Annotated in this window: 29 protein-coding genes; 18 read left to right on the top strand and 11 right to left on the bottom strand. The window is 59.4% G+C overall.

Annotated features, from left to right (window positions below):
• The first annotated feature begins 106 nt into the window (after positions 1 to 106).
• A complete protein-coding gene (locus ACI514_RS20960; protein ID WP_405122304.1) occupies positions 107 to 967 on the top strand; it encodes a carbon-nitrogen hydrolase family protein in 861 nt (286 codons plus the stop codon).
• A 4-nt stretch (positions 968 to 971) separates the two neighbouring features.
• Positions 972 to 2414, top strand: coding sequence for a metalloprotease TldD (tldD, locus tag ACI514_RS20955; protein ID WP_405122303.1), 1443 nt, complete (start codon positions 972 to 974; stop codon positions 2412 to 2414).
• Positions 2415 to 2531: 117 nt separating this feature from the next.
• On the opposite strand, the gene yjgA is transcribed toward tldD, so the two are convergent.
• Positions 2532 to 3056 carry a ribosome biogenesis factor YjgA gene (gene yjgA / locus ACI514_RS20950; RefSeq protein ID WP_007915377.1) on the bottom strand — a complete coding sequence of 175 codons (525 nt, stop codon included), beginning with the start codon at positions 3054 to 3056 and terminating at the stop codon, positions 2532 to 2534.
• Positions 3057 to 3164: 108 nt separating this feature from the next.
• Between yjgA and pmbA the strand changes: the two genes are divergently transcribed.
• The 6 genes from pmbA (at position 3165) to ACI514_RS20920 (ending at position 8532) form a co-directional block, all read left to right on the top strand.
• Positions 3165 to 4511 (top strand): metalloprotease PmbA, encoded by a 1347-nt coding sequence (gene pmbA, locus ACI514_RS20945; protein WP_160055867.1) that lies wholly within the window; start codon positions 3165 to 3167, stop codon positions 4509 to 4511.
• Between the two features lie 251 nt (positions 4512 to 4762).
• Positions 4763 to 5170 carry a FagA protein gene (locus ACI514_RS20940; RefSeq protein WP_160055869.1) on the top strand — a complete coding sequence of 136 codons (408 nt, stop codon included), beginning with the start codon at positions 4763 to 4765 and terminating at the stop codon, positions 5168 to 5170.
• Positions 5151 to 6527, top strand: coding sequence for a lyase family protein (locus tag ACI514_RS20935; protein ID WP_160055871.1), 1377 nt, complete (start codon positions 5151 to 5153; stop codon positions 6525 to 6527). The genes ACI514_RS20940 and ACI514_RS20935 overlap by 20 nt, the downstream gene beginning before the upstream one ends.
• A 27-nt stretch (positions 6528 to 6554) precedes the next feature.
• A complete protein-coding gene (locus ACI514_RS20930; protein ID WP_007953590.1) occupies positions 6555 to 6995 on the top strand; it encodes a hypothetical protein in 441 nt (146 codons plus the stop codon).
• A gap of 1 nt (position 6996) precedes the next feature.
• Positions 6997 to 7608: a superoxide dismutase gene (locus tag ACI514_RS20925; protein ID WP_160055873.1), complete on the top strand. Its 612-nt coding sequence runs from the start codon at positions 6997 to 6999 to the stop codon at positions 7606 to 7608.
• Positions 7609 to 7638: 30 nt separating this feature from the next.
• A complete protein-coding gene (locus ACI514_RS20920; RefSeq protein WP_405122301.1) occupies positions 7639 to 8532 on the top strand; it encodes a ZIP family metal transporter in 894 nt (297 codons plus the stop codon).
• A 90-nt stretch (positions 8533 to 8622) separates the two neighbouring features.
• On the opposite strand, the gene ACI514_RS20915 is transcribed toward ACI514_RS20920, so the two are convergent.
• The 10 genes from ACI514_RS20915 to ACI514_RS20870 form a co-directional block, all read right to left on the bottom strand.
• Positions 8623 to 8898 (bottom strand): HPr family phosphocarrier protein, encoded by a 276-nt coding sequence (locus ACI514_RS20915; RefSeq protein WP_008085079.1) that lies wholly within the window; start codon positions 8896 to 8898, stop codon positions 8623 to 8625.
• Between the two features lie 15 nt (positions 8899 to 8913).
• Positions 8914 to 9771, bottom strand: coding sequence for an RNase adapter RapZ (gene rapZ / locus ACI514_RS20910; RefSeq protein ID WP_122597937.1), 858 nt, complete (start codon positions 9769 to 9771; stop codon positions 8914 to 8916).
• A gap of 2 nt (positions 9772 to 9773) precedes the next feature.
• A complete protein-coding gene (ptsN, locus tag ACI514_RS20905) occupies positions 9774 to 10238 on the bottom strand; it encodes a PTS IIA-like nitrogen regulatory protein PtsN (RefSeq protein WP_405122300.1) in 465 nt (154 codons plus the stop codon).
• A gap of 11 nt (positions 10239 to 10249) precedes the next feature.
• Positions 10250 to 10558 (bottom strand): ribosome hibernation-promoting factor, HPF/YfiA family, encoded by a 309-nt coding sequence (hpf, locus tag ACI514_RS20900; RefSeq protein ID WP_093435973.1) that lies wholly within the window; start codon positions 10556 to 10558, stop codon positions 10250 to 10252.
• A 73-nt stretch (positions 10559 to 10631) separates the two neighbouring features.
• Entirely contained in the window at positions 10632 to 12125 is a 1494-nt protein-coding gene (locus ACI514_RS20895; protein ID WP_405122299.1) for an RNA polymerase factor sigma-54, read from the bottom strand.
• Between the two features lie 187 nt (positions 12126 to 12312).
• Entirely contained in the window at positions 12313 to 13038 is a 726-nt protein-coding gene (gene lptB / locus ACI514_RS20890; RefSeq protein ID WP_008085069.1) for an LPS export ABC transporter ATP-binding protein, read from the bottom strand.
• A complete protein-coding gene (gene lptA / locus ACI514_RS20885) occupies positions 13038 to 13583 on the bottom strand; it encodes a lipopolysaccharide transport periplasmic protein LptA (protein ID WP_007912414.1) in 546 nt (181 codons plus the stop codon). Before lptA ends, lptB begins: the two co-directional genes overlap by 1 nt.
• Positions 13570 to 14142 (bottom strand): LPS export ABC transporter periplasmic protein LptC, encoded by a 573-nt coding sequence (gene lptC, locus ACI514_RS20880; protein ID WP_007912413.1) that lies wholly within the window; start codon positions 14140 to 14142, stop codon positions 13570 to 13572. Before lptC ends, lptA begins: the two co-directional genes overlap by 14 nt.
• An 8-nt stretch (positions 14143 to 14150) precedes the next feature.
• The gene (locus ACI514_RS20875) at positions 14151 to 14675 is read right to left on the bottom strand and encodes an HAD family hydrolase (protein ID WP_007912407.1); all 525 of its coding nucleotides are present in this window, start codon (positions 14673 to 14675) and stop codon (positions 14151 to 14153) included.
• Complete coding sequence (locus tag ACI514_RS20870) at positions 14675 to 15649, bottom strand: KpsF/GutQ family sugar-phosphate isomerase (RefSeq protein ID WP_007912405.1); 975 nt, start codon at positions 15647 to 15649, stop codon at positions 14675 to 14677. Before ACI514_RS20870 ends, ACI514_RS20875 begins: the two co-directional genes overlap by 1 nt.
• 275 nt (positions 15650 to 15924) lie before the next feature.
• On the opposite strand from ACI514_RS20870, the gene ACI514_RS20865 reads away from it, so the two are divergent.
• The 10 genes from ACI514_RS20865 (at position 15925) to hisC (ending at position 23875) form a co-directional block, all read left to right on the top strand.
• Complete coding sequence (locus tag ACI514_RS20865; RefSeq protein WP_007912403.1) at positions 15925 to 16734, top strand: ATP-binding cassette domain-containing protein; 810 nt, start codon at positions 15925 to 15927, stop codon at positions 16732 to 16734.
• A complete protein-coding gene (gene mlaE / locus ACI514_RS20860) occupies positions 16734 to 17531 on the top strand; it encodes a lipid asymmetry maintenance ABC transporter permease subunit MlaE (RefSeq protein ID WP_003221704.1) in 798 nt (265 codons plus the stop codon). Before ACI514_RS20865 ends, mlaE begins: the two co-directional genes overlap by 1 nt.
• Positions 17531 to 17998, top strand: a complete 468-nt coding sequence (gene mlaD, locus ACI514_RS20855) for an outer membrane lipid asymmetry maintenance protein MlaD (protein WP_007912400.1) — start codon at positions 17531 to 17533, stop codon at positions 17996 to 17998. Before mlaE ends, mlaD begins: the two co-directional genes overlap by 1 nt.
• An 11-nt stretch (positions 17999 to 18009) precedes the next feature.
• Positions 18010 to 18651 (top strand): phospholipid-binding protein MlaC, encoded by a 642-nt coding sequence (locus ACI514_RS20850; RefSeq protein ID WP_160055879.1) that lies wholly within the window; start codon positions 18010 to 18012, stop codon positions 18649 to 18651.
• Positions 18648 to 18953 (top strand): lipid asymmetry maintenance protein MlaB, encoded by a 306-nt coding sequence (locus tag ACI514_RS20845; RefSeq protein ID WP_150792348.1) that lies wholly within the window; start codon positions 18648 to 18650, stop codon positions 18951 to 18953. The genes ACI514_RS20850 and ACI514_RS20845 overlap by 4 nt, the downstream gene beginning before the upstream one ends.
• Before the next feature lie 115 nt (positions 18954 to 19068).
• Positions 19069 to 19308, top strand: coding sequence for a BolA family protein (locus ACI514_RS20840; RefSeq protein ID WP_008085051.1), 240 nt, complete (start codon positions 19069 to 19071; stop codon positions 19306 to 19308).
• A gap of 22 nt (positions 19309 to 19330) precedes the next feature.
• The gene (murA, locus tag ACI514_RS20835; RefSeq protein WP_007912385.1) at positions 19331 to 20596 is read left to right on the top strand and encodes a UDP-N-acetylglucosamine 1-carboxyvinyltransferase; all 1266 of its coding nucleotides are present in this window, start codon (positions 19331 to 19333) and stop codon (positions 20594 to 20596) included.
• A 124-nt stretch (positions 20597 to 20720) separates the two neighbouring features.
• Positions 20721 to 21356: an ATP phosphoribosyltransferase gene (gene hisG / locus ACI514_RS20830; protein ID WP_007912384.1), complete on the top strand. Its 636-nt coding sequence runs from the start codon at positions 20721 to 20723 to the stop codon at positions 21354 to 21356.
• A gap of 125 nt (positions 21357 to 21481) precedes the next feature.
• Complete coding sequence (gene hisD / locus ACI514_RS20825; RefSeq protein WP_160055881.1) at positions 21482 to 22819, top strand: histidinol dehydrogenase; 1338 nt, start codon at positions 21482 to 21484, stop codon at positions 22817 to 22819.
• Positions 22820 to 22822: 3 nt separating this feature from the next.
• On the top strand, positions 22823 to 23875 hold the full coding sequence (gene hisC / locus ACI514_RS20820) for a histidinol-phosphate transaminase (protein ID WP_405122298.1): 1053 nt from the start codon (positions 22823 to 22825) through the stop codon (positions 23873 to 23875).
• Positions 23876 to 23956: the final 81 nt, after the last annotated feature.

Here is a 23956-nt window from a genome sequence, read left to right as displayed (position 1 = left end):
GCTGCCGAAGGCTGCGATCTTTTGATTTTGTTTTTAAGCGCCAGATCAAAAGATCGCAGCCTGCGGCAGCTCCTACACAGTTATGCGCAGATTCCGAGGAGTAGCCATGTCTTTAGCGGTGATTCAAATGGTCAGCCAGAGCGACGTGCTGGCCAATCTGGCTCAGGCCCGGCGCCTGCTCGAACAGGCTGCGGCCGCTGGCGCCAAGCTGGCGGTGCTGCCGGAAAACTTCGCCGCCATGGGCCGTCGCGACATCGCTGATATCGGCCGCGCCGAAGCATTGGGCGAAGGACCGATCCTGCCATGGTTGAAACAGACCGCCCGCGACCTCAAGTTATGGATAGTGGCCGGCACCTTGCCGTTGCCGCCGGTGGATCAGCCGACGGCCAAGGCCAATGCCTGCTCGTTGCTGGTCGATGAGCATGGCGAAATCGTTGCACGCTATGACAAGTTGCATCTGTTCGATGTCGATGTGGCGGACAATCGCGGCAGTTATCGCGAATCCGATGACTATGCTTATGGCAGTGGCGTGGTGGTTGCCGATACGCCGGTAGGCAAGCTCGGTCTGACCGTGTGTTATGACCTGCGCTTTCCCGAGCTGTATAGCGAATTGCGTGCCGCCGGTGCCGAGTTGATCACTGCACCGTCAGCCTTTACTGCGGTGACCGGCGCAGCGCATTGGGATGTGCTGATTCGCGCGCGGGCCATCGAGACCCAGTGTTATGTGCTCGCCGCAGCGCAGGGCGGGACCCACCCGGGACCGCGGGAAACTTTCGGCCATGCGGCGATTATCGACCCGTGGGGCCGTGTGCTGGCGAGTCAGGATCAAGGCGAAGCGGTGTTGTTGGCCGAACGCGACAGTATTGAACAAGCGTCCATCAGGGCGCGAATGCCGGTGGTGAGTCATCGGCGGTTTTTCTCGCAGGGCGCGCAGCGGCCTGCTTCAGAACACGAATTTAAGGCGTAAACCTATGAGCGAGTTGTTGTCCTCAGTCAGTGATCACCTGTTGGCGCCGGGCGGCGTGACGATCGAGAGTCTGCAAGGCGTGTTCGGCGATCTGGCCGGCCCCGGCATCGACGCTGCCGATCTGTATTTCCAGGGCCAGATCTCCGAGTCCTGGGCACTGGAAGACGGCATCGTCAAGGAAGGCAGCTTCAACCTCGACCAGGGCGTGGGGGTGCGCGCTCAGTCCGGTGAGAAAACCGGTTTTGCCTACAGCAACGCGATCACCCTCGAAGCCCTCGGCGCAGCCGCCCGCGCGGCGCGTTCGATCTCTCGTGCCGGGCAGAACGGCACGGTGCAGGCGTTCACCACGCAGGATGTCGCGCAACTGTACGCGCCGGACAACCCGCTGGAAGTGCTGAGCCGCGCCGAGAAGGTTGAACTGCTCAAGCGCATCGATGTGGCTACCCGCGCGCTCGACCCGCGTATTCAGCAGGTCAGTGTCAGCATGGCTGGCGTCTGGGAGCGCATTCTGGTGGCGTCCACCGACGGCGGCCTGGCGGCGGATGTGCGCCCGCTGGTGCGCTTCAACGTCAGTGTGATCGTGGAGCAGAATGGTCGTCGCGAGCGCGGCGGACATGGCGGCGGCGGGCGTACCGACTACCGTTATTTCCTCGCTGAAGACCGCGCCATGGGCTATGCCCGTGAAGCGCTGCGTCAGGCGCTGGTGAATCTGGAAGCGATTCCTGCGCCGGCCGGAACTTTTCCGGTGGTGTTGGGTTCTGGCTGGTCTGGCGTGCTGTTGCACGAAGCGGTCGGCCACGGTCTGGAAGGCGATTTCAACCGCAAGGGCAGTTCCGCCTACAGCGGACGCATGGGCGAAATGGTTGCCTCGAAGCTCTGCACCATTGTCGATGACGGCACCTTGAGCGGCCGTCGCGGATCGCTGAGTGTCGACGACGAAGGCACGCCGACCGAGTGCACCACGCTGATCGAAAACGGCGTGCTAAAGGGTTACATGCAGGACAAGCTCAATGCGCGTCTGATGGGCGTGGCCCGCACCGGTAACGGTCGTCGTGAGTCCTATGCGCATCTGCCGATGCCGCGAATGACCAACACCTACATGCTCGGTGGCGAAAGCGATCCGGCGGAAATCATTGCTTCGGTGAAGAAAGGTATCTACTGCGCCAACCTCGGCGGCGGTCAGGTCGATATCACCAGCGGCAAGTTCGTGTTCTCCACCAGCGAGGCGTACCTGATCGAAGACGGCAAGATCACTGCGCCGGTCAAGGGCGCGACGTTGATTGGCAACGGCCCTGAGGCGATGAGCCGGGTGTCGATGGTCGGTAATGATCTGGCGCTGGACAGCGGTGTGGGCATGTGCGGCAAGGATGGGCAGTCGGTGCCGGTAGGCGTCGGTCAGCCGACGTTGAAGATCGATGCGATCACCGTGGGTGGCACGGGCGCATAAATAAACGTGTGTAGGAGCTGCCGAAGGCTCGGGCCGCGATCGGACGATCTTTTGATCTTGCTTAACATCAAAGTCAAAAGATCGCAGCCTGCGGCAGCTCCTACAAGTGGCGAGATATCAACGCAGGCCGCGTTGAGTCTCGTCCAGCTCACGGATGTACTTGAAGATCTTGCGGCTGGAAGCAGGAGGTTTGTTTTGCGCAACCTCATGCTGAGCCTGACGGATCAGGGAGCGCAGTTGCTGGCGATCGGCGTCCGGGTACTCGACGACGAATTTTTCCAGCACGGCATCGTCGCCCGCGATCAGGCGATCACGCCAGCGTTCGAGATTGTGGAAACGCTCGTTGTATTGGCGAGTGGAGGCATCAAGTTGATCGAGCAAGGTCAGAATCGCGTCAGTGTCCTGATCGCGCATCAGTTTGCCGATGAACTGCAGGTGCCGTTTACGCGCGATGTTCGCGGTGTGCTTGGGCGCATCGGCCAAAGCCCGGCGCATGGCGTCGGTCAGCGGCAGTTTTGCGATCAAGTCAGGCTTGAGTGTGGTCAGGCGCTCGCCGAGGTCAACCAGAGCATGCAGCTCGCGTTTGACCTGAGATTTGCTTTTTTCTCCCGTATCGAGGGAGTCGTCGTAAGAATCAACCATGGTGGCAGTCCGCAAAGAAACGCCGCCATGATAACCAGTCGGGGGCCGCTTGTCCGGCCCGGTCGCTCGATGACCCTAGCCGAAAGCAGAATTTGAGTGGAGATGAGCATGAGTGCAGTTGAAAGCGTCGGCCCGCAGGCATTGCCGGCACTGCAGGAACAAGTCGAGCAGATCATCGCCGAAGCCAAGCGTCAGGGCGCCAGCGCCTGCGAAGTAGCCGTGTCGCTGGAGCAGGGGCTGTCGACCTCGGTGCGTCAGCGCGAAGTCGAAACGGTCGAATTCAACCGTGATCAGGGCTTTGGCATCACGCTGTACGTTGGCCAGCGCAAAGGCTCGGCCAGCACATCTGCCACTGGTCCGGATGCGATTCGTGAGACCGTCGCGGCTGCACTGGCCATCGCCAAACATACTTCCGAAGACGAGGCCTCGGGCCTGGCCGACGCGGCGTTGATGGCCAAGGAACAGCACGATTTCGACCTGTTCCACGAGTGGGACATCACGCCGGAGCAAGCCATTGAGAAGGCCTTGCTCTGTGAAGCAGCGGCATTCGACGCAGATGCGCGGATCAAGAACGCTGACGGCACCACTCTGAGCACTCATCAGGGTTGCCGCGTGTACGGTAACAGCCACGGGTTCATTGGTGGCTACGCCTCCACCCGACATAGCCTGAGTTGCGTAATGATCGCCGAAGCAGATGGCCAGATGCAGCGCGATTACTGGTACGACGTGAGCCGTCAGGGCAGTTTGCTGGCCGATCCGGTGAGCATCGGTCAGCGTGCTGCGCAACGGGCGGCGAGCCGTCTGGGCGCGCGTCCGGTACCGACCTGCGAGGTGCCGGTGCTGTTTTCCGCAGAGCTGGCGGGCGGTTTGTTCGGCAGTTTCCTCTCGGCGGTGTCTGGCGGCAGTCTGTATCGCAAGTCGTCGTTCCTTGAAGGCACTCTGGGGCAGAAGCTGTTCCCGGAATGGCTGACCATCGATGAGCGCCCGCACCTGATGCGCGCCATGGGTAGCGCTTCGTACGACGGTGATGGTCTGGCCACTTACGCCAAACCGTTCGTCGAAAAAGGCGAGTTGGTGTCGTACATCCTCGGCACTTACTCCGGGCGCAAACTCGGCATGCCGAGCACTGCCAACGCTGGCGGCGTACACAACCTGTTCGTCACCCATGGAGACGAAGACCAGGCGGCGTTGTTGAAGCGCATGGGCCGTGGCTTGTTGGTCACAGAACTGATGGGCCATGGCTTGAACATGGTCACTGGCGACTATTCGCGCGGGGCGGCGGGTTTCTGGGTCGAGAATGGAGAAATCCAGTTCGCCGTGCAGGAAGTGACTATCGCCGGCAACATGCGCGACATGTTCAAGCAGATTGTTGCCGTGGGTAATGATCTGGAGTTGCGAAGCAACATTCGCACCGGCTCGGTGTTGATCGAGCGGATGACGGTGGCGGGCAGCTAAACCCCGGCCGTCACACACAAAAGGCGCGCCACCTCATCGGGTGGCGCGCCTTTTTTATTGGCTCCATACAAAACCAATGTGGTAGCGAGCCTGCTCGCGAAAGCGATTTCACGGCCGACCGCAGTGGTGACCGGCACGACGCCTTCGCGAGCAGGCTCGCTCCCACCCTGAAATCTGCATAGCTCGGCGCTCTTGTTTTGGTTCTCATTATCATCTAATAATAAATCTCATTATCGGATGAGCCCCGGATCATGAGTTCTGCCTTGCACGAGCAGCCGTACCTCGAAAGCTGGCGCTGGATGAGTCGCCAGATCCGTTGCGCGATGGATCCCGACGAACCGCGCCTGATCGAACACTATCTGGCCGAGGGTCGGTATCTGGCCTGTTGTACGGCGACTTCTCCCTGGACCATCGCTGAAACTTCCTTCCGTCTGCTGCTCGACACGGCCATCGATATCGCCTTGCCGTGGCACTGGCGCAGCTTCTGTCTCGATCAAGCTTGGCGTCCGCTGCGTGAAATGGAGCGCCTGTCCCTGTGCAAATGCCGGCTCCAACGTTGGCAACGCTACACCTGGCAGCTCGCCACCTGCGAACTGCTGCCCTCGATTCCTCTTATTGAACTGGTGCAAGGATTTTCAGATGACCAAGACACGTATTGAGCGCGACAGCATGGGCGAACTGCAGGTGCCGGTGGACGCTCTCTACGGCGCGCAAACCCAGCGCGCGGTGGATAACTTCCCGATTAGCGGCAAACCGATGCCGACGCAATTCATCCGCGCGCTGATCCTCGCCAAAGCCGCCGCCGCCCGCGCCAACGTTGAACTCAACCAGATCAGCGCCGCCCAGGGCAAAGCCATCAGCGACGCCGCGCAAGGTCTGCTCGAAGGCGACTTCATGCAGCATTTCCCGGTGGACATCTTCCAGACCGGTTCCGGCACCAGTTCCAACATGAACGCCAATGAAGTGATCGCCACCCTGGCTAGCCGTTTGCTCGGCGAGCCGGTCAACGCCAATGATCACGTCAACTGCGGCCAGAGCAGTAACGACATCATCCCGACCACCATCCACGTCAGCGCCGCGCTGGCCCTGCACGAACAACTGCTGCCGGCGCTGCTGCACCTGGTGCAAGTGATCGAGCACAAAGCCGCGCAAGTACATCACCATGTCAAAACCGGCCGCACGCATTTGATGGACGCGATGCCGGTGCGCATGAGCCAGGTGCTCAATGGCTGGGCGCAGCAGCTCAAGGCCAACATCGGCCACCTGCAGGATTTGCTGCCGAGCCTGCAATCGCTGGCGCAGGGCGGCACGGCGGTCGGCACCGGGATCAACGCGCATCCTGAGTTCGCCGCACGTTTCAGCCGCCAGTTGAGTCAATTGACCGACGTGGAATTCACCCCGGGCAAGGATCTGTTCGCGCTGATCGGCTCGCAGGACACCGCCGTCGCCGTCTCCGGTCAGCTAAAAGCCATCGCTGTGTCGTTGATGAAAATCGCCAACGACCTGCGCTGGATGAACTCCGGCCCGCTCGCAGGCCTCGGCGAAATCGAACTCGAAGCCCTGCAACCGGGCTCGTCGATCATGCCGGGCAAGGTCAATCCGGTGATCGCGGAAGCCACCGCCATGGTCGCCGCGCAAGTGATCGGCAACGATTCGGTGATCACCATTGCCGGCCAGTCGGGCAACTTCGAACTCAACGTGATGTTGCCGATCATCGCGCAAAACTTGTTGAGCAGCATCGAACTGCTGGCCAACTCCAGCCGCCTGCTCGGCGACAAAGCCATCGCCAGCTTCAAGGTCAACGAGTCGCGCCTGAAAGAAGCGTTGTCACGCAACCCGATTCTGGTCACCGCACTCAACCCGATCATCGGTTACCAGAAAGCCGCTGAAATCGCCAAGCAGGCCTACAAGGAAGGTCGCGCGGTGATCGATGTCGCTCTGGAACACACCGACCTGTCGCGCAGCCAACTGGAAGAGTTGCTCAATCCCGAGAAACTCACCGCCGGCGGCGTGTAAGCACCGCAACCGCTTTGGAGGCTCACCATGGAGCACTGGAAACGCACGATCGAACGGGCCAATCGCTGCTTCATGCTGGGCGAATTGATCGACGCCCGTGAGGCTTACCTGCAAGCCCTGGCCTTGGCGCAAGTGTTGTTCGAACGCTGGGCGGATGCCGACGAAGCGGTGGCGGCCTGCGTCATCTCCCATCACAACCTGGCGGATCTGCACTTGCGCCTGAACCAGCCGGAGGAGAGCGCCGAATACCTCTGCGCGATCCATCAACGACTGTTGCAGACCATGCAGGACGAGCGCCTGCGCCCGGCATTGCGTGAAGCGGCGCTGCGCCAGAGCAGCAAGACCTACGTCGAGCTGCTGAATTTCATCAGTGAACACGGCGAATACCCGCGCACCCAGCGCCTGCTGCACCCGGATACCGGCAATGCGCGCCGCGCGCCTGCCCCTCATCACCATGGAGTCCATTGAAATGGCTTTTACCTTGCCTGCCTTGCCTTACGCCTACGACGCGCTCGAACCGCACATTGACGCGCAGACCATGGAGATTCACTACACCAAGCATCACCAGACCTACATAAACAACCTCAACGCGGCGGTAGAAGGCACTGAATACGCAGAATGGCCGGTGGAAAAACTGGTCGCCAGCGTTAAGGATCTGCCGGAAAAACTCCGCGCGGCAGTGATCAATCAGGGCGGCGGTCATGCCAACCATTCGCTGTTCTGGGAAGTCATGGTGCCGAGCGGTGGCGGCAAGCCGGACGGCGTACTGGCCAAGGCGATTGATGAACAACTGGGTGGTCTCGACAGTTTCAAAGAAGCCTTCACCAAAGCCGCGCTGACCCGTTTCGGCAGCGGCTGGGCCTGGCTCAGCGTCACCCCGGAAAAGAAACTGGTGGTGGAAAGCAGCGGCAATCAGGACAGCCCGTTGATGAATGGCAACACGCCGATCCTCGGTCTCGACGTCTGGGAACACGCCTATTACCTGCGCTATCAGAACCGTCGCCCGGAATACATCAATGCGTTCTACAACGTGATCAATTGGCCTGAAGTGGCTGCGCGCTATCAGGCCGCACTGGTTTAAGTCTTCTATAAAAACAATCCAAGGCTGACTATGGGCACTGAAACACTGGCGATCGGAAGTGGGCGTATGTTTCGCTACGCAGTGGGATCGCTGTTGCTGTTGGCGGGCATGACCTTGCTGGTCGCTCACGGGCTGGAATGGCTGAATCTGCAACCGAGGCTGTCGCGGGCATTGCAGGGCGGTGCGATCTGCGCCCTCGGCACGGCGCTTGGCGCGGTGCCGGTGCTGGTGATTCGGCGCATGCCACAGGCACTCAGCGATACCTTGCTGGGTTTTGGCGCGGGTGTGATGCTGGCCGCTACGGCGTTTTCGCTGATTGTGCCGGGCATTGCCGCCGCTGAAAGCCTGGGCCTCACTCCGTGGGGGGCCAGTGGCCTGATCTGCTTCGGCATCATGTCCGGTGCGTTTGGTTTGTATCTGGTTGATCGCAAGGTGTCGGGCGCATCCCCGGAAATGCTCGTCGGCACCGTCGAGCATCCGGTGATTCCGCCACGGATCTGGTTGTTCGTGTTCGCCATCATTGCCCATAACATCCCGGAAGGCATGGCTGTCGGCGTGTCTGCTGGCGGCGGCATGCCGGATGCGGACAGCCTGGCCATGGGCATTGCCCTGCAGGATGTGCCGGAAGGTCTGGTGATTGCGCTGGTATTGGCCGGGGCAGGGATGTCGCGGGTCAAGGCGTTCCTGATCGGTGCGGCGTCAGGTCTGGTCGAGCCGGTGTTTGCGTTGTTGTGTGCGTGGCTGGTCGGGCTGGCGCAGGTATTGTTGCCATTAGGTCTGGCACTGGCGGCGGGGGCGATGTTGCTGGTGGTGACCCACGAGGTCATTCCGGAATCACGACGCCATGGTCATGACAAACTGGCCAGTCTTGGCTTGTTGATCGGGTTTTGTTTGATGATGGTGATGGATACCTCATTAGGTTGAAGATCAAAAGATCGCAGCCTTCGGCAGCTCCTACATTGGAATGCGTTCACATAGGAGCTGCCGAAGGCTGCGATCTTTTGATTTTGGCTGTCAGCCGCCTTCATCGAAGTAGTTGTTGATCAACGCCACCAGCGCATCCAGCGCTTCCTGTTCCTGATGCCCTTCAGTACTCAAATAAATCTTTGTGCCCTTGCCAGCCGCCAGCATCATCATCGCCATGATGCTTTTGCCATCGACCGTAGTCTCTGGCGTGCGGCCCACCCTGATCGTGCAATCCGGATACTGCCCAGCCACCCCGACGAACTTGGCCGATGCGCGGGCATGCAGGCCCAGCTTGTTGATGATTTCGATTTCCAGAGCAGGCATCGCGGTGTGAATCCTTTAAGTGAGGTCGCGGTGGCGAACCTGGACGTTCTTCAGGGTTTTCTGCAGGGCCTGACCCAGTCGTTCAGTCAGGTAGACGGAGCGGTGATGTCCGCCGGTGCAGCCAATGGCAATGGTGACGTAGGCGCGGTTGCTCGCAGCGAAGCGCGGCAGCCACTTGTGCAGGTAGGCGAAAATGTCCTGGAACATTTCTTCGACCTCCGGCTGCGCCGCCAGATATTCCGCCACCGGCGCATCGAGACCCGATTGCGCACGCAGCTCCGGCTTCCAGTACGGATTGGGCAGGCAGCGCACATCGAATACCAGATCCGCGTCTACCGGCATGCCGCGTTTGAAGCCGAATGACTCCACCAGAAACGCCGTGCCCGGCTCCGGCTGGTTCAGCAGGCGCAGCTTGATCGAGTCGCGCAGCTGATACAGGTTCAGATTGGTGGTGTTGATCTTCAGGTCCGCGAGGTCGGCAATCGGGCCGAGCAGGGCGGTTTCATCCTGGATCGCCTCGGCCAGCGAGCGATTGGCGTTGCTCAGCGGGTGGCGACGGCGGGTTTCGGAGAAACGCTTGAGCAGGGTTTCTTCGTCGGCGTCCAGATACAGGACATCGCACTGGATGTGCTTGGCGCGGACATCTTCGAGCAGCTCGGGAAAGCGCGTCAGATGACTCGGCAGGTTACGCGCATCGATCGACACGGCCACCAGCGGTTGCGCCAGCTCAGTATGAATCAGCGCACGTTCGGCCAGTTCCGGCAGCAAGCCTGCGGGCAGGTTGTCGATGCAGTAATAGCCGTTGTCCTCAAGGACATCCAGAGCCGTACTTTTACCCGAGCCGGAGCGGCCGCTGACGATGATCAAACGCATGATTAATGCCCGTTCTGCTCGCTCAGGACGACCTGATACAAGGCTTCGCTACTCGGTGCGCTACGCAGCTTTTCGCGCACTTCCTTACGATCCAGCATGCTGGCGATCTGACGTAGCAACTCCAGATGCGCATCGGTGGCGGCTTCCGGGACCAGCAATACGAACAGCAGGTCAACCGGCGCACCGTCGATGGCGTCGAAATCAATAGGCGCTTCAAGATGCATCAAGGCGCTGATAGGCGACTGGCAACCCTTGAGGCGGCAGTGAGGAATGGCGATGCCGTTGCCAAAACCGGTGGAACCGAGTTTTTCACGGGCAATCAACGCCTCGAAGACATCTTGCATCTCCAGAGCCGGCACTTCGCGGGCGATCAGGTTGGCAATTTGTTCGAGGGCTTTCTTTTTACTGCCGCCCGGCACGTTCACGAGGGAACGGCCGGGGGTCAGGATACTTTCAAGTCGGATCATGGAATGGGGGGTTATCGACCTGTCGCGCCCTGGAGGAGGCTTTGGGTCTTTTCCTTATGCTTTTTGAGTTGGCGATCCAGCTTGTCGGTCAGTAGGTCAATGGCGGCATACATGTCGTCATGCTCGGCATTGGCAACCACTTCTCCGCCGGGAATATGCAAGGTGGCTTCGATTTTCTGCTTCAGCTTTTCGACGCACATCGTGACTTGCACGTTGGTGATCTTGTCGAAATGGCGCTCTAATCGGTCGAGTTTTTCGTTGATGTAGGTGCGCAGAGGTTCGGTCACTTCCAGTTGGTGTCCACTGATGTTGACTTGCATACAGCTTCTCCTTCGTTGCCAGTGCATAAAGCGGCAGGCTGGATAGCCTGCCACTGGAACGCTGTAACGTGGCTTACATCAACCGCTTGCGTTCGCTCGAAGGCGCGATCCCGAGGGATTCGCGGTACTTGGCGACGGTGCGGCGAGCCACCTGAATGCCTTGTGCCTCCAGTAAACCAGCGATCTTGCTGTCACTCAACGGCTTTTTCTGATTTTCCGCGGCAACCAGTTTTTTGATGATCGCGCGGATCGCCGTGGACGAGCATTCGCCGCCTTCGGAGGTGCTGACGTGGCTGGAGAAAAAGTATTTCAGTTCATAAATACCGCGTGGGGTATGCATGAATTTTTGCGTGGTCACCCGGGAAATTGTCGATTCGTGCATGCCGACCGCCTCAGCGATATCGTGCAGGACCAACGGCTTCATGGCTTCGTCGCCGTACTCCAGAAAACCGCGCTGATGCTCGACGATCTGGGTGGCTACTTTCATCAGGGTTTCGTTGCGGCTCTGCAGGCTCTTGATGAACCAGCGAGCTTCCTGCAACTGATTGCGCATGAAGGTGTTGTCGGCGCTGGTGTCGGCACGACGGACGAAACCGGCGTACTGCGCGTTGACGCGCAGGCGTGGCACCGACTCCTGATTGAGCTCGACCAGCCAGCGTTCGTTATCCTTGCGTACGATAACGTCAGGGACGACGTACTCGGCTTCGGTGGATTCGATTTGCGAACCCGGGCGTGGATTAAGGCTCTGCACCAACTCGATGACCTGGCGCAGCTCGTCTTCCTTGAGCTTCATGCGGCGCATCAACTGGCTGTAGTCGCGGCCACCGAGCAGGTCAATGTAGTCGGTGACCAGACGTTTCGCTTCCGCCAGCCACGGGGTCTTGGCAGGCAACTGGCGCAATTGCAGCAGCAGGCATTCGCCGAGGTTGCGGGCGCCGATACCGGCTGGTTCAAATTGTTGAATGCGGTGCAGGACGGCTTCGATTTCGTCCAGTTCGATGTCCAGTTCCGGGTCGAACGCCTCGAGGATCTCTTCGAGAGTTTCGTCGAGGTAGCCCTGATTGTTGATGCAGTCGATCAGGGTGACCGCGATCAGGCGATCGGTGTCGGACATCGGTGCAAGGTTCAGTTGCCACAGCAGGTGGCTTTGCAAGCTCTCGCCGGCGGAAGTGCGGGTGGTGAAGTCCCACTCGTCATCATCGCTGCTGGGCAGGCTGCTGGCGCTGGTCTGGTAGACGTCCTCCCAGGCGGTGTCGACCGGAAGTTCGTTGGGAATACGCTCGTTCCATTCGCCATCCTCGAGATTGTCGACCGTCGGGGCGGTTTCCTGATAGGAGGGTTCCTGAATCTCGGTGTTGGGCTTCTGTTCGGCGTTGTCGGCCATGGGGTCGGAATTGTCGAAGTCTTCGCCTTCTTCCTGGCGTTCGAGCATCGGATTGGATTCCAGCGCCTCCTGGATTTCCTGTTGCAGATCCAGGGTCGACAATTGGAGCAGACGGATGGCCTGTTGCAGCTGCGGTGTCATCGTCAGCTGCTGGCCCATTCTCAAGACTAGCGATGGTTTCATGGCAGGGGCTTAACACCTTATTCGCCGGCGCTATGCGCCATCCACTACAGGGCGCCGGAGCGCCAAACTTAAGCAAATTATATGCCTGAAACTGAAGTGTTTGCCTAGAGCGCTGTAACAATTAAAGCGTATTAAATCCTGCTTGAATCGATACAGCGCCCGGGCGGCGCACCGGGCACTGTTGCGCTTACAGGCGAAACTCGTGGCCCAGATACACTTCCTTGACCAGATCGTTGGCCAGGATGGTTTCTGCATCGCCCTCGGCAATCAACTGACCGTCGTTGACGATGTAAGCGGTTTCGCAGATGTCCAGCGTCTCACGGACGTTGTGGTCGGTGATCAGTACACCGATGCCCTTGGCCTTGAGGTGGTGGATGATCTGCTTGATATCGCCGACCGAGATCGGATCGACACCGGCGAACGGTTCGTCGAGCAGGATGAATTTCGGTGCCGTTGCCAGCGCGCGAGCGATCTCCACCCGGCGGCGTTCACCACCGGACAGGCTCATGCCGAGGTTGTCGCGGATGTGACTGATGTGGAATTCCTGCAGCAGGCTTTCCAGCTCTTTGCGACGGCCGGCCTTGTCGAGCTCCTGGCGGGTCTCGAGTATGGCCATGATGTTGTCGGCCACCGACAGTTTGCGGAAGATCGACGCTTCTTGCGGCAGATAGCCGATCCCGGCCTTGGCACGACCGTGCATCGGCTGGTGGCTGACGTCCAGGTCATCGATCAGCACGCGGCCCTGATCGGCCTGTACCAGGCCGACGATCATGTAGAAGCAGGTCGTCTTGCCGGCGCCGTTCGGGCCGAGCAGGCCGACGATCTGGCCGCTGTCGATCGACAGGCTGACATCACGCACGACCTGGCGGCTTTTATAGGCCTTGGCCAGGTGCTGAGCTTTCAGAGTTGCCATTACTGGGTTTTCTCGTCGGTTTTCTTCTTCGGCTGGATCACCATATCGATGCGCGGACGCGCTTCGGTGACCTTGCTGCCGGTAGCGCGACCGGCGCTGGCCAGTTTCTTCACGGTGTCATAGACGATTTTCTCGCCTTGCGTCGTGTTGTTGTCCTTGTCGACCACCTTGGCCTTGTCGATCAGCACGACGCGGTTTTGCGCAGCGTGGTACTGGATCGTTACGCCCCAGCCCTGTACAGGCTTGGCATCACCTTGAGTCTGCAGCTGTTCGAAGTAGGCGAGGTTGCCCACCGACGTCACGACGTCGATATCGCCAGCCGGCGTACGGGTGATGGTCACCGTGTTGCCTTTAACGATCATCGAACCCTGGGTAATGATCACATCACCTTTATAGGTGGCGATGCCGTTCTTGTCATCCAGTTGGGCGTCGTCGGCCTGAATGCGGATAGGTTGCTGCTGATCGTTCGGCAGAGCCCAGGCGCTCACGCTTCCCAGTGCTGCGCCCAGACTGAGCAAAATAGGGAGGGTTTTAACGAGCCTCATACTGTCCTCTTACGTTCGATTGCAGGTGTATCCTGCTTTCCTTCAGGTACGCTTTCATTCCGACGCCAGTCGATACACCGCCAGCACCCTCGATTCTAACGGGTTGCTCGGTCTGCGCATATTCTTGCTGCGGGAACACGGTCATGCGGGTGCTGGTGATCAGAGTGCCGCGTTTTTTCTCATCGGTGCGCTGTACGCGTACCGAATCGATCAGTTCAACTTCGGTACCGCCCGAGTTCACTTCGCCGCGTTCGCTGGTCACGTGCCAAGGGAAGTCGGTGCCGCGATACATGTTCAGGTCCGGCTTTGTGACCAGGGTGACATCGGTAGCCTTGACGTGCTCGGCCTTGTCGGAAGTCATTTCGTACTGCACTTTGCCGTCCGGCAAATATTGCAGGGTATGCGTGTTGGTTGCATACCAGTCGATAGGTGTTTCGACCGAGGTGACCGGTGGCTTGTCGAGGAAGCGTTCCGGGCTGATGTTCCAGTAGCCAACCGCGGCGAATATCGCCGCGATGCAGCCGAACAGCAGGAAGTTGCGAAATTTTTTGCTGAACATGGTTTGGCTCACAGGTACGCGGCATTGGCCGCATCAAGGCGGCCCTGGGCGCGCAGGATCAATTCGCAGAATTCGCGGGCGGCACCTTCGCCACCACGGGCTCGGGTTACACCATGGGCGTGTTCGCGGACGAAATCGGCAGCGTTGGCCACCGCCATGCCCAGGCCAACGCGGCGGATCACCGGCAGGTCGGGCAGGTCATCGCCCAGATAGGCGACCTCTTCGTAGCTTAGGCCCAGTTGCTCAAGAAGACCGTCGAGAACAACCAATTTGTCTTCACGGCCCTGAAACAGGTGGGGAATCCCCAGATTTTTCGCTCGACGCTCGACCACCGGGGTCTTGCGGCCGCTGATGATAGCGGTCTGCACGCCAGCGTTCATCAGCATTTTGATGCCTTGTCCGTCGAGGGTATTGAAGGTCTTGAATTCGCTGCCGTCTTCAAGGAAATACAGGCGCCCGTCGGTGAGGACGCCGTCGACGTCGAAAACCGCCAGTTTGATCGCTTTGCCGCGTTGCAGCAGATCGTTACTCATTACATGACTCCTGCGCGCAGCAGATCGGAGAGGTTGAAGGCGCCGACCGGGCGATCCTCTTCGTCCACAACAACCAGTGCGTTGATTCGGTGATCTTCCATGATTTTCAGGGCTTCGGCGGCCAGCATCTCTGGCCGTGCAGTCTTGCCGTGGGCCGTCATTACCTGGTCGATGGTGGCGCTGCGAATGTCGATACTGCGATCCAGCGTGCGGCGCAAGTCGCCGTCAGTGAAGATTCCAGCCAGTTTACCGTCAGTTTCAAGGATGACGGTCATGCCCAGACCTTTACGAGTCATTTCCATCAATGCGTCTTTGAGCAACGTGCCGCGTTGTACTTGCGGCAATTCCTGCCCGGCGTGCATGACGTTTTCCACCTTCAGCAACAGGCGACGACCAAGAGCACCACCCGGGTGTGAGAACGCGAAATCTTCGGCGGTGAAACCGCGTGCTTCCAGCAGTGCTACAGCCAGCGCGTCACCCATGACCAGCGCTGCGGTGGTCGAGGAGGTCGGGGCCAGGTTAAGCGGACAGGCTTCATGCTCGACGTGAACGTTGAGATTGACCTCGGCAGCCTTGGCCAGCGGCGATTGCGGGTTGCCGGTGACGCTGATGAGCTGGATGCCCAGGCGTTTGATCAGCGGCAGCAGGGTAACGATTTCATTGGTCGAGCCGGAGTTCGACAGGGCCAGGATCACGTCGTCGCGGGTGATCATGCCCATGTCGCCATGGCTGGCCTCGGCCGGGTGCACGAAAAATGCCGGGGTGCCGGTGCTGGCCAGGGTCGCGGCAATCTTGTTGCCGATGTGCCCGGATTTTCCCATGCCGACCACGACTACACGGCCTTTACTGGCCAGAATCATCTCGCAAGCGCGTACGAAATCGGCGTCGATATGGGGCAACAAGCCTTGTACGGCTTCCACTTCGAGTTGGATGGTGCGTTGTGCCGATTGAATCAGGTCGCTGGATTGGCTCATGTCAGAAATCGTATAGCCCGATGAAAAGGCGGCGATTATAGCGGTTATGTTGCAAAGCCTCACGCAAGTTCGTCGTGCTTTGTCATTCCTCGTTACCAAAACCCGGCAAAACAGCCTCCAAGCCTGTCATATCGCCGAACACAGGGCGGTACAAGCCTTGGGCGCGCAGCCTTTGCAGTGATATAGTTCGCCGCCAGTTCGGCCTGCCCGGGATGTACGTACTTTTTAAGTAAAGACAGGCGTCCGAGTGAGAGGCTGCATCGCAAGGAGTTTAGATGAGTGCCGATAACGCCTACGCGGTCGAGCTGAAGGGAGTCTCCTTCAAGCGCGGTGCGCGCAGCATTTTCAATAACGTCGATATTCGCATCCCGCGCGGCAAGGTCACCGGCATCATGGGACCTTCCGGGTGTGGCAAGACCACGCTGCTGCGATTGATGGGCGCACAATTGCGTCCTGCCAGCGGCGAAGTCTGGGTCAACGGCCAGAACCTGCCTGCGCTTTCGCGCAGCGATCTGTTCGATGCGCGAAAGCACATGGGTGTGCTGTTTCAAAGCGGCGCGCTGTTCACCGATCTCGACGTGTTCGAGAACGTGGCTTTCCCTCTGCGTGTTCATACCGATTTGCCGGAAGAAATGATCCGCGACATCGTCCTGCTCAAATTGCAGGCGGTCGGTCTGCGCGGTGCCATCGAGTTGATGCCGGATGAGCTGTCCGGTGGCATGAAGCGCCGTGTCGCACTGGCGCGGGCGATTGCGCTCGATCCGCAGATCCTCATGTACGACGAACCGTTCGTCGGCCAGGACCCGATCGCCATGGGCGTGCTGGTCCGTCTGATCCGTCTGCTCAACGATGCGCTGGGGATCACCAGTATCGTGGTGTCCCACGATCTGGCTGAAACCGCGAGCATCGCCGACTACATCTATGTTGTTGGTGATGGTCAGGTGCTTGGGCAGGGTACGCCGGACGAGTTGATGAATTCGGACGAGCCGCGTATCCGTCAGTTCATGACCGGCGATCCCGATGGCCCGGTGCCGTACCATTTTCCAGCGACGGATTACCGCGCAGATCTTCTGGGGAAGCGCTGATGCGCAGAATTTCATTAATAGAGCGCGTGCGCCGGTTCGGCGAGGCGGCGATCGACGCCGTTGCGGTGTTCGGTCGTGCGACGCTGTTTCTGTTTCATGCCCTGCTGGGGCGTGGCGGGATCAGCGGTGGCTTCGGCCTGCTGGTCAAGCAACTGCATTCGGTCGGCGTGATGTCGCTGGTGATCATCGTCGTCTCCGGGATATTCATCGGCATGGTGCTGGCGCTGCAGGGCTTCAGCATTCTGTCGAGCTACGGTTCGGAACAGGCGGTAGGGCAGATGGTCGCACTGACCCTGTTGCGTGAACTGGGTCCGGTGGTGACGGCACTGTTGTTCGCCGGTCGTGCCGGTTCGGCGCTGACCGCCGAGATCGGCAACATGAAATCCACCGAACAGCTTTCCAGTCTGGAAATGATCGGCGTCGATCCGCTCAAGTACATCATTGCCCCGCGCCTCTGGGCCGGTTTCATTTCCCTGCCGGTGCTGGCGATGATTTTCAGCGTGGTCGGGATTTGGGGCGGTTCGTGGGTGGCTGTCGACTGGCTGGGTGTGTATGAAGGCTCTTATTGGGCGAACATGCAGAACAGCGTGAATTTCACCAGTGACGTGCTCAATGGCGTGATTAAAAGTATCGTTTTTGCCTTTGTAGTGACCTGGATCGCCGTATTCCAAGGCTACGACTGTGAGCCCACTTCCGAGGGAATCAGCCGTGCCACTACCAAGACCGTGGTGTTTGCCTCTCTGGCAGTGCTCGGCCTGGACTTTATTCTGACCGCTTTGATGTTTGGAGATTTCTGATGCAAAACCGCACCCTGGAAATCGGTGTCGGCCTGTTCCTGCTGGCAGGGATCCTGGCTTTGTTGTTGCTTGCTTTGCGGGTCAGTGGTCTGTCTCCGACTTCGACCACCGACACCTATAAACTTTATGCCTACTTTGACAATATTGCCGGTTTGACGGTCAGAGCCAAAGTGACCATGGCCGGTGTAACTATCGGCAAGGTCACGGCGATCGATCTGGATCGCGACAGCTTCACCGGTCGGGTCACTCTGCAAGTGGATAAAAAGGTCGACAATCTTCCGACCGACTCCACAGCGTCTATCCTGACCGCTGGTCTGCTGGGCGAGAAGTACATCGGTATCAGCGTCGGCGGGGAAGACAAACCGTTAAAGGATGGTGGAACCATCCATGACACGCAGTCGTCACTGGTACTGGAAGATCTTATCGGTAAATTCCTGCTCAATACCGTTAGCAAAGACGCCAAATGAGGAGCTTTTGAATGATTTCTACCTTGCGACGTGGCCTGTTGGTGTTGCTCGCGGCATTGCCACTGATGGCTAACGCTGCGCCTGGGCAATCCGCGCATGAACTGGTGCAGGACACTACCACCCGACTGCTGGCCGACCTGGCTGCCAACAAAGAGAAATACAAGCAGGATCCGACTGATTTCTACGCGGCGCTCAACAGCATCGTCGGGCCAGTGGTGGACGCCGAAGGCATTTCCAAGAGCATCATGACGGTCAAGTATTCGCGCAAGGCCACGCCGGCGCAGATGCAGACCTTCCAGGAAAACTTCAAGAAAGGCCTGTTCCAGTTCTACGGCAACGCTCTGCTTGAGTACAACAACCAGGGCATTACCGTTGACCCTGCCAAGGACGAATCGGGTGACCGCACCAGCGTCAACATGACCGTCAAGGGCAGCAGCGGCGCAATCTATCCTGTGCAGTACACGCTGGAGAAGATCAACGGCGAGTGGAAACTGCGCAACGTCATCATCAACGGCATCAATATCGGCAAACTGTTCCGTGATCAGTTCGCCGACGCGATGCAGCGCAATGGCAACGATCTGGACAAGACCATCAATGGTTGGGCCGGTGAAGTGGCCAAGGCCAAAGAAGCCACCGAGAAACCCGCGCAATGAGTGAGGCCGCAGTTCGTATGAGTGATGTCGACGAGCTTCTGCTCAGCGGAGTGCTGGACTATCGCACCGGTGCCGACCTGCGCAAGCAAGGCCAGACGCTGATCAAGTCCAGCAAGGCTGCTTCGCTGGTGATCGATTGCTCGGCGGTGAAGAAGTCCAGCAGCGTCGGCTTGTCGTTGCTGCTGTGCTTCATGCGCGATGCGAATGCGGCCGGCAAGGCTGTCAGCATCCGTGCGATGCCCGAAGACATGCGCGAAATTGCTCAGGTCAGTGAACTGACCGAACTGTTGGCGCACCCCTGAACCCACATCTATAAAGAAGCCCCCCGTCAGAGTCCTGCCATGCGGGGTTCGCAGGCGCGGGGCTTTTTTGTATGATGTCCGACCCGTGCGCACAGGGCGCCGATTGAGGTTGAGCATGCAGGCCGTAGAAGTGAAGAGCTTCCTTGAAGGAAAGCTGCCCGGAACGTTGGTAGAAGTTGAGGGCGAAGGCTGCAATTTCCAGCTGAACGTGATTAGCGATGAACTGGCGGCGTTGAGCCCGGTGAAGCGTCAGCAGCAGGTCTATGCCCATTTGAACCCATGGATCACCGATGGCAGCATCCATGCGGTCACTATGAAATTTTTCAGCAGCGCGGCCTGGGCCGAGCGCACCTGAGCCTAAGGGCGTCGAGATTCTTATGGATAAATTGATTATTACCGGTGGCGCTCGTCTTGATGGCGAGATCCGCATTTCCGGCGCAAAAAACTCCGCCCTGCCGATCCTGGCCGCCACCCTGCTGTGCGATGGCCCGGTGACCGTTGGCAACCTGCCGCACCTGCACGACATCACCACCATGATCGAGCTGTTCGGTCGCATGGGCATTGAGCCGGTGATCGACGAGAAGCTCAGCGTCGAAATCGATCCACGCACCATCAAGACCCTGATCGCGCCGTACGAACTGGTGAAAACCATGCGTGCGTCGATCCTGGTTCTGGGTCCGATGGTTGCCCGTTTCGGTGAAGCCGAAGTCGCCCTGCCTGGCGGTTGCGCCATCGGTTCGCGTCCGGTTGACCTGCACATCCGTGGCCTCGAAGCCATGGGCGCGGTGATCGACGTTGAAGGCGGCTACATCAAGGCCAAAGCGCCTGAAGGTGGCCTGCGTGGTGCGCACTTCTTCTTCGACACCGTCAGCGTGACCGGTACCGAGAACATCATGATGGCCGCTGCTCTGGCCAAGGGCCGCAGCGTGTTGCAGAACGCCGCTCGCGAACCTGAAGTGGTTGACCTGGCGAACTTCCTCAACGCCATGGGCGCCAAGGTTTCCGGCGCTGGCACCGACACCATCACCATCGATGGCGTCGAGCGTCTGGGTTCGGCTTTCTATAAGGTCATGCCTGACCGTATCGAAACCGGCACCTACCTCGTTGCCGCTGCCGTGACCGGTGGTCGCGTCAAGGTCAAGGACACCGATCCGACCATCCTCGAAGCCGTTCTGGAAAAACTCCGTGAAGCCGGCGCAGAAATCACCTGTGGTGAAGACTGGATCGAGCTGAACATGCACGGCAAGCGCCCGAAAGCGGTCAACGTGCGCACTGCACCGTACCCTGCTTTCCCGACTGACATGCAAGCGCAGTTCATCTCGCTCAACGCCATTGCCGAAGGCACGGGTGCGGTGATCGAGACGATCTTCGAAAACCGTTTCATGCACGTGTACGAACTGCACCGTATGGGCGCCAAGATTCAGGTCGAAGGCAACACTGCCATCGTTACCGGTACTGAAGTCCTCAAAGGTGCGCCAGTCATGGCCACCGACTTGCGTGCTTCGGCCAGCCTGGTGATCTCGGCTCTGGTTGCCGAAGGCGATACGCTGATCGACCGCATCTACCACATCGACCGTGGTTACGAGTGCATCGAAGAAAAACTGCAGATGCTGGGCGCCAAGATCCGTCGCGTTCCGGGCTGATTGCTGCATTGGGACACAGGGACGTGTCCACTGATTTTAAGAGTCGAGCCGGTTTCCGGCTCGATGTGTGTCCGGCGCCGATTGCGACCGGACATGAGTACCTTGATAAGGACTGACGTTTCCCATGTTGACCATCGCACTGTCCAAGGGCCGCATCCTTGACGACACTCTGCCGCTTCTTGCCGAAGCGGGCATCGTGCCGACCGAGAATCCGGACAAGAGCCGCAAGCTGATCATCCCCACGACGCAGGACGACGTTCGTCTGCTGATCGTGCGCGCCACTGATGTGCCGACTTATGTCGAACATGGCGCGGCTGACCTCGGCGTTGCCGGTAAAGACGTGTTGATGGAATACACCGGTCAGGGTCTGTACGAGCCACTGGATCTGCAGATCGCTCAGTGCAAGTTGATGACTGCCGGCAAGATCGGCGCGCCTGAGCCCAAGGGCCGTCTGCGTGTGGCGACCAAATTTGTCAACGTTGCCAAGCGTTACTACGCCGAGCAGGGCCGTCAGGTCGACATCATCAAGCTCTACGGTTCGATGGAACTGGCGCCGCTGATCGGTCTCGCTGACAAGATCATCGACGTGGTCGACACCGGCAACACCCTGCGCGCCAACGGCCTGGAACCTCAGGAACTGATCGCCACGATCAGCTCGCGCCTGGTGGTCAACAAGGCTTCGATGAAAATGCAACACGCCCGAATCCAGGCGTTGATCGATACCCTGCGCAACGCAGTGGAATCGCGACACCGCGGCTGATTTACCTGCGCGACCCCAGGTCGCGCCGTCTATCCGCCTCATAGCCAGAATTCTCAGGTGCCTAAGCGGATCGAATGATAGTTTCGGGCGCCTGAGTTTTTTGCCATTCCTATGAGGCTCTCGCTATGACCGCAACGACTGCAATTCGCCGACTCAACGCTGCTGACCCGGATTTCGCGCATCATCTGGATCATCTGCTGAGCTGGGAAAGTGTGTCTGACGACTCGGTCAATCAGCGTGTGCTGGACATCATCAAGGCTGTGCGCGAACGTGGTGACGCGGCGCTGGTCGAGTTCACCCAGAAGTTCGACGGCCTCGAAGTCGCGTCGATGGCTGACCTGATCCTGCCGCGCGAGCGTCTGGAACTGGCGCTGACGCGCATCACTGTGCAGCAGCGCGAAGCACTGGAAAAAGCGGCGGCCCGCGTGCGCAGCTACCACGAAAAACAGAAACAGGATTCCTGGAGCTACACCGAAGCCGACGGCACGGTACTCGGCCAAAAGGTCACACCGCTGGATCGTGCCGGCCTGTACGTGCCGGGCGGCAAGGCGTCGTATCCGTCGTCGGTGTTGATGAACGCGATTCCGGCCAAGGTCGCTGGCGTGACCGAAGTGGTCATGGTCGTGCCGACCCCGCGTGGTGAGATCAACGAGCTTGTGCTGGCGGCGGCGTGCATCGCTGGCGTTGACCGCGTGTTCACCATCGGCGGCGCGCAAGCCGTTGCCGCGTTGGCCTACGGCACCGAAAGCGTGCCGAAAGTAGACAAGGTGGTTGGCCCGGGCAACATCTACGTCGCCACCGCCAAGCGCCACGTATTCGGTCAGGTCGGCATCGACATGATCGCCGGCCCTTCGGAAATCCTCGTGGTGTGCGACGGCCAGACCGATCCGGACTGGATCGCCATGGACCTGTTCTCGCAAGCCGAGCACGACGAAGATGCGCAGGCGATTCTGGTCAGCCCGGACGCCGAGTTCCTCGACAAGGTCGCCGCGAGCATCGACAAACTGCTGCCGACCATGGACCGTGCGACCATCATCGAAACCTCGATCAATGGCCGTGGCGCACTGATTCACGTGAAGGACATGGCCCAAGCCATCGAAGTCGCCAACCGCATCGCCCCGGAACACCTGGAGTTATCGGTCGCTGACCCGCAAGCCTGGCTGCCGCTGATCCGCCACGCCGGTGCGATCTTCATGGGCCGTCACACCTCCGAAGCGCTGGGCGACTACTGCGCAGGCCCGAACCACGTGCTGCCGACCTCCGGCACCGCGCGCTTCTCTTCGCCGCTGGGCGTGTACGACTTCCAGAAACGTTCGTCGATCATCTTCTGCTCCGAGGCTGGTGCTTCCGAGCTGGGCAAAACGGCATCGGTGCTGGCCCGTGGCGAATCGCTGAGCGCCCATGCACGCAGCGCCGAATACCGCATCAAAGACGAAGACTTTCTACAAGGGCAGGGGAACTGAGCGATGAGTAAATTCTGGAGCCCGTTCGTCAAGGATCTGGTGCCGTACGTGCCGGGCGAACAGCCGAAGCTGACCAAACTGGTCAAGCTCAACACCAACGAAAACCCGTACGGCCCGTCGCCAAAAGCCTTGGCAGCGATGCAGGTTGAACTGAATGACAACCTGCGTCTGTACCCGGACCCGAACAGCGACCTGCTGAAAACTGCCGTCGCCAAATACTACGGTGTGCAGAGCAATCAGGTGTTCCTCGGCAACGGTTCGGATGAAGTGCTTGCGCACATTTTTCACGGCTTGCTGCAACACGATAAGCCGCTGTTGTTCCCGGACATCAGCTACAGCTTCTATCCGGTGTATTGCGGTTTGTACGGCATCGAGTTTGATGCGGTCCCGCTGGATGCGCAGTTCCAGATCGACCCGGCAGACTACGCCAAGCCGAATGGCGGGATCATTTTCCCGAATCCGAACGCACCCACCGGTTGCCTGCTGGCGCTGGACGCGGTTGAGCAGATCCTCAAGGCCAGCCCGGATTCGGTGGTGGTGGTAGACGAGGCGTACATCGACTTCGGTGGCGAAACGGCGATCAGTCTGGTGGATCGTTATCCGAACCTGCTGGTGACGCAGACCCTGTCCAAGTCGCGCTCGCTGGCGGGCCTGCGTGTGGGCTTTGCGGTGGGGCATCCGGACCTGATCGAGGCACTGGAGCGGATCAAGAACAGCTTCAACTCATATCCGCTGGATCGTCTGGCGATTGTCGGCGCGGCGGCGGCGTTCGAGGATCGCGAGCATTTCGACAAGACCTGCCGACTGGTGATCGAGAGCCGTGAGTGGGTGATTGCGCAATTGCAGACCAAGGGTTTTGAAGTATTGCCTTCGGCGGCGAACTTCATTTTCGCGAGGCATCCGCAGCATGATGCGGCGCGGCTGGCGGCTAAATTGCGCGAGCAGGGCGTAATCGTGCGGCACTTCAAGCAGGAGCGGATTGCGCAGTTCCTGCGGATTTCGATTGGCACGCCGGAGCAGAATCAGGCGCTGGTCGATGGACTTGGCGATCTCTAAAAGCAAGAGCCCCTCACCCTAACCCTCTCCCAAAGGGAGAGGGGACTGATTGGGGGATATTGCAGAGCTTCGTCGACGTGA

Origin of the sequence: Pseudomonas sp. M20 (genome assembly GCF_045037865.1) — a bacterium.
Classification (GTDB): Bacteria; Pseudomonadota; Gammaproteobacteria; order Pseudomonadales; family Pseudomonadaceae; genus Aquipseudomonas.
Note: the sequence above shows the minus strand (reverse complement) of the source record. Positions and strands in the feature narration are given on the sequence as shown.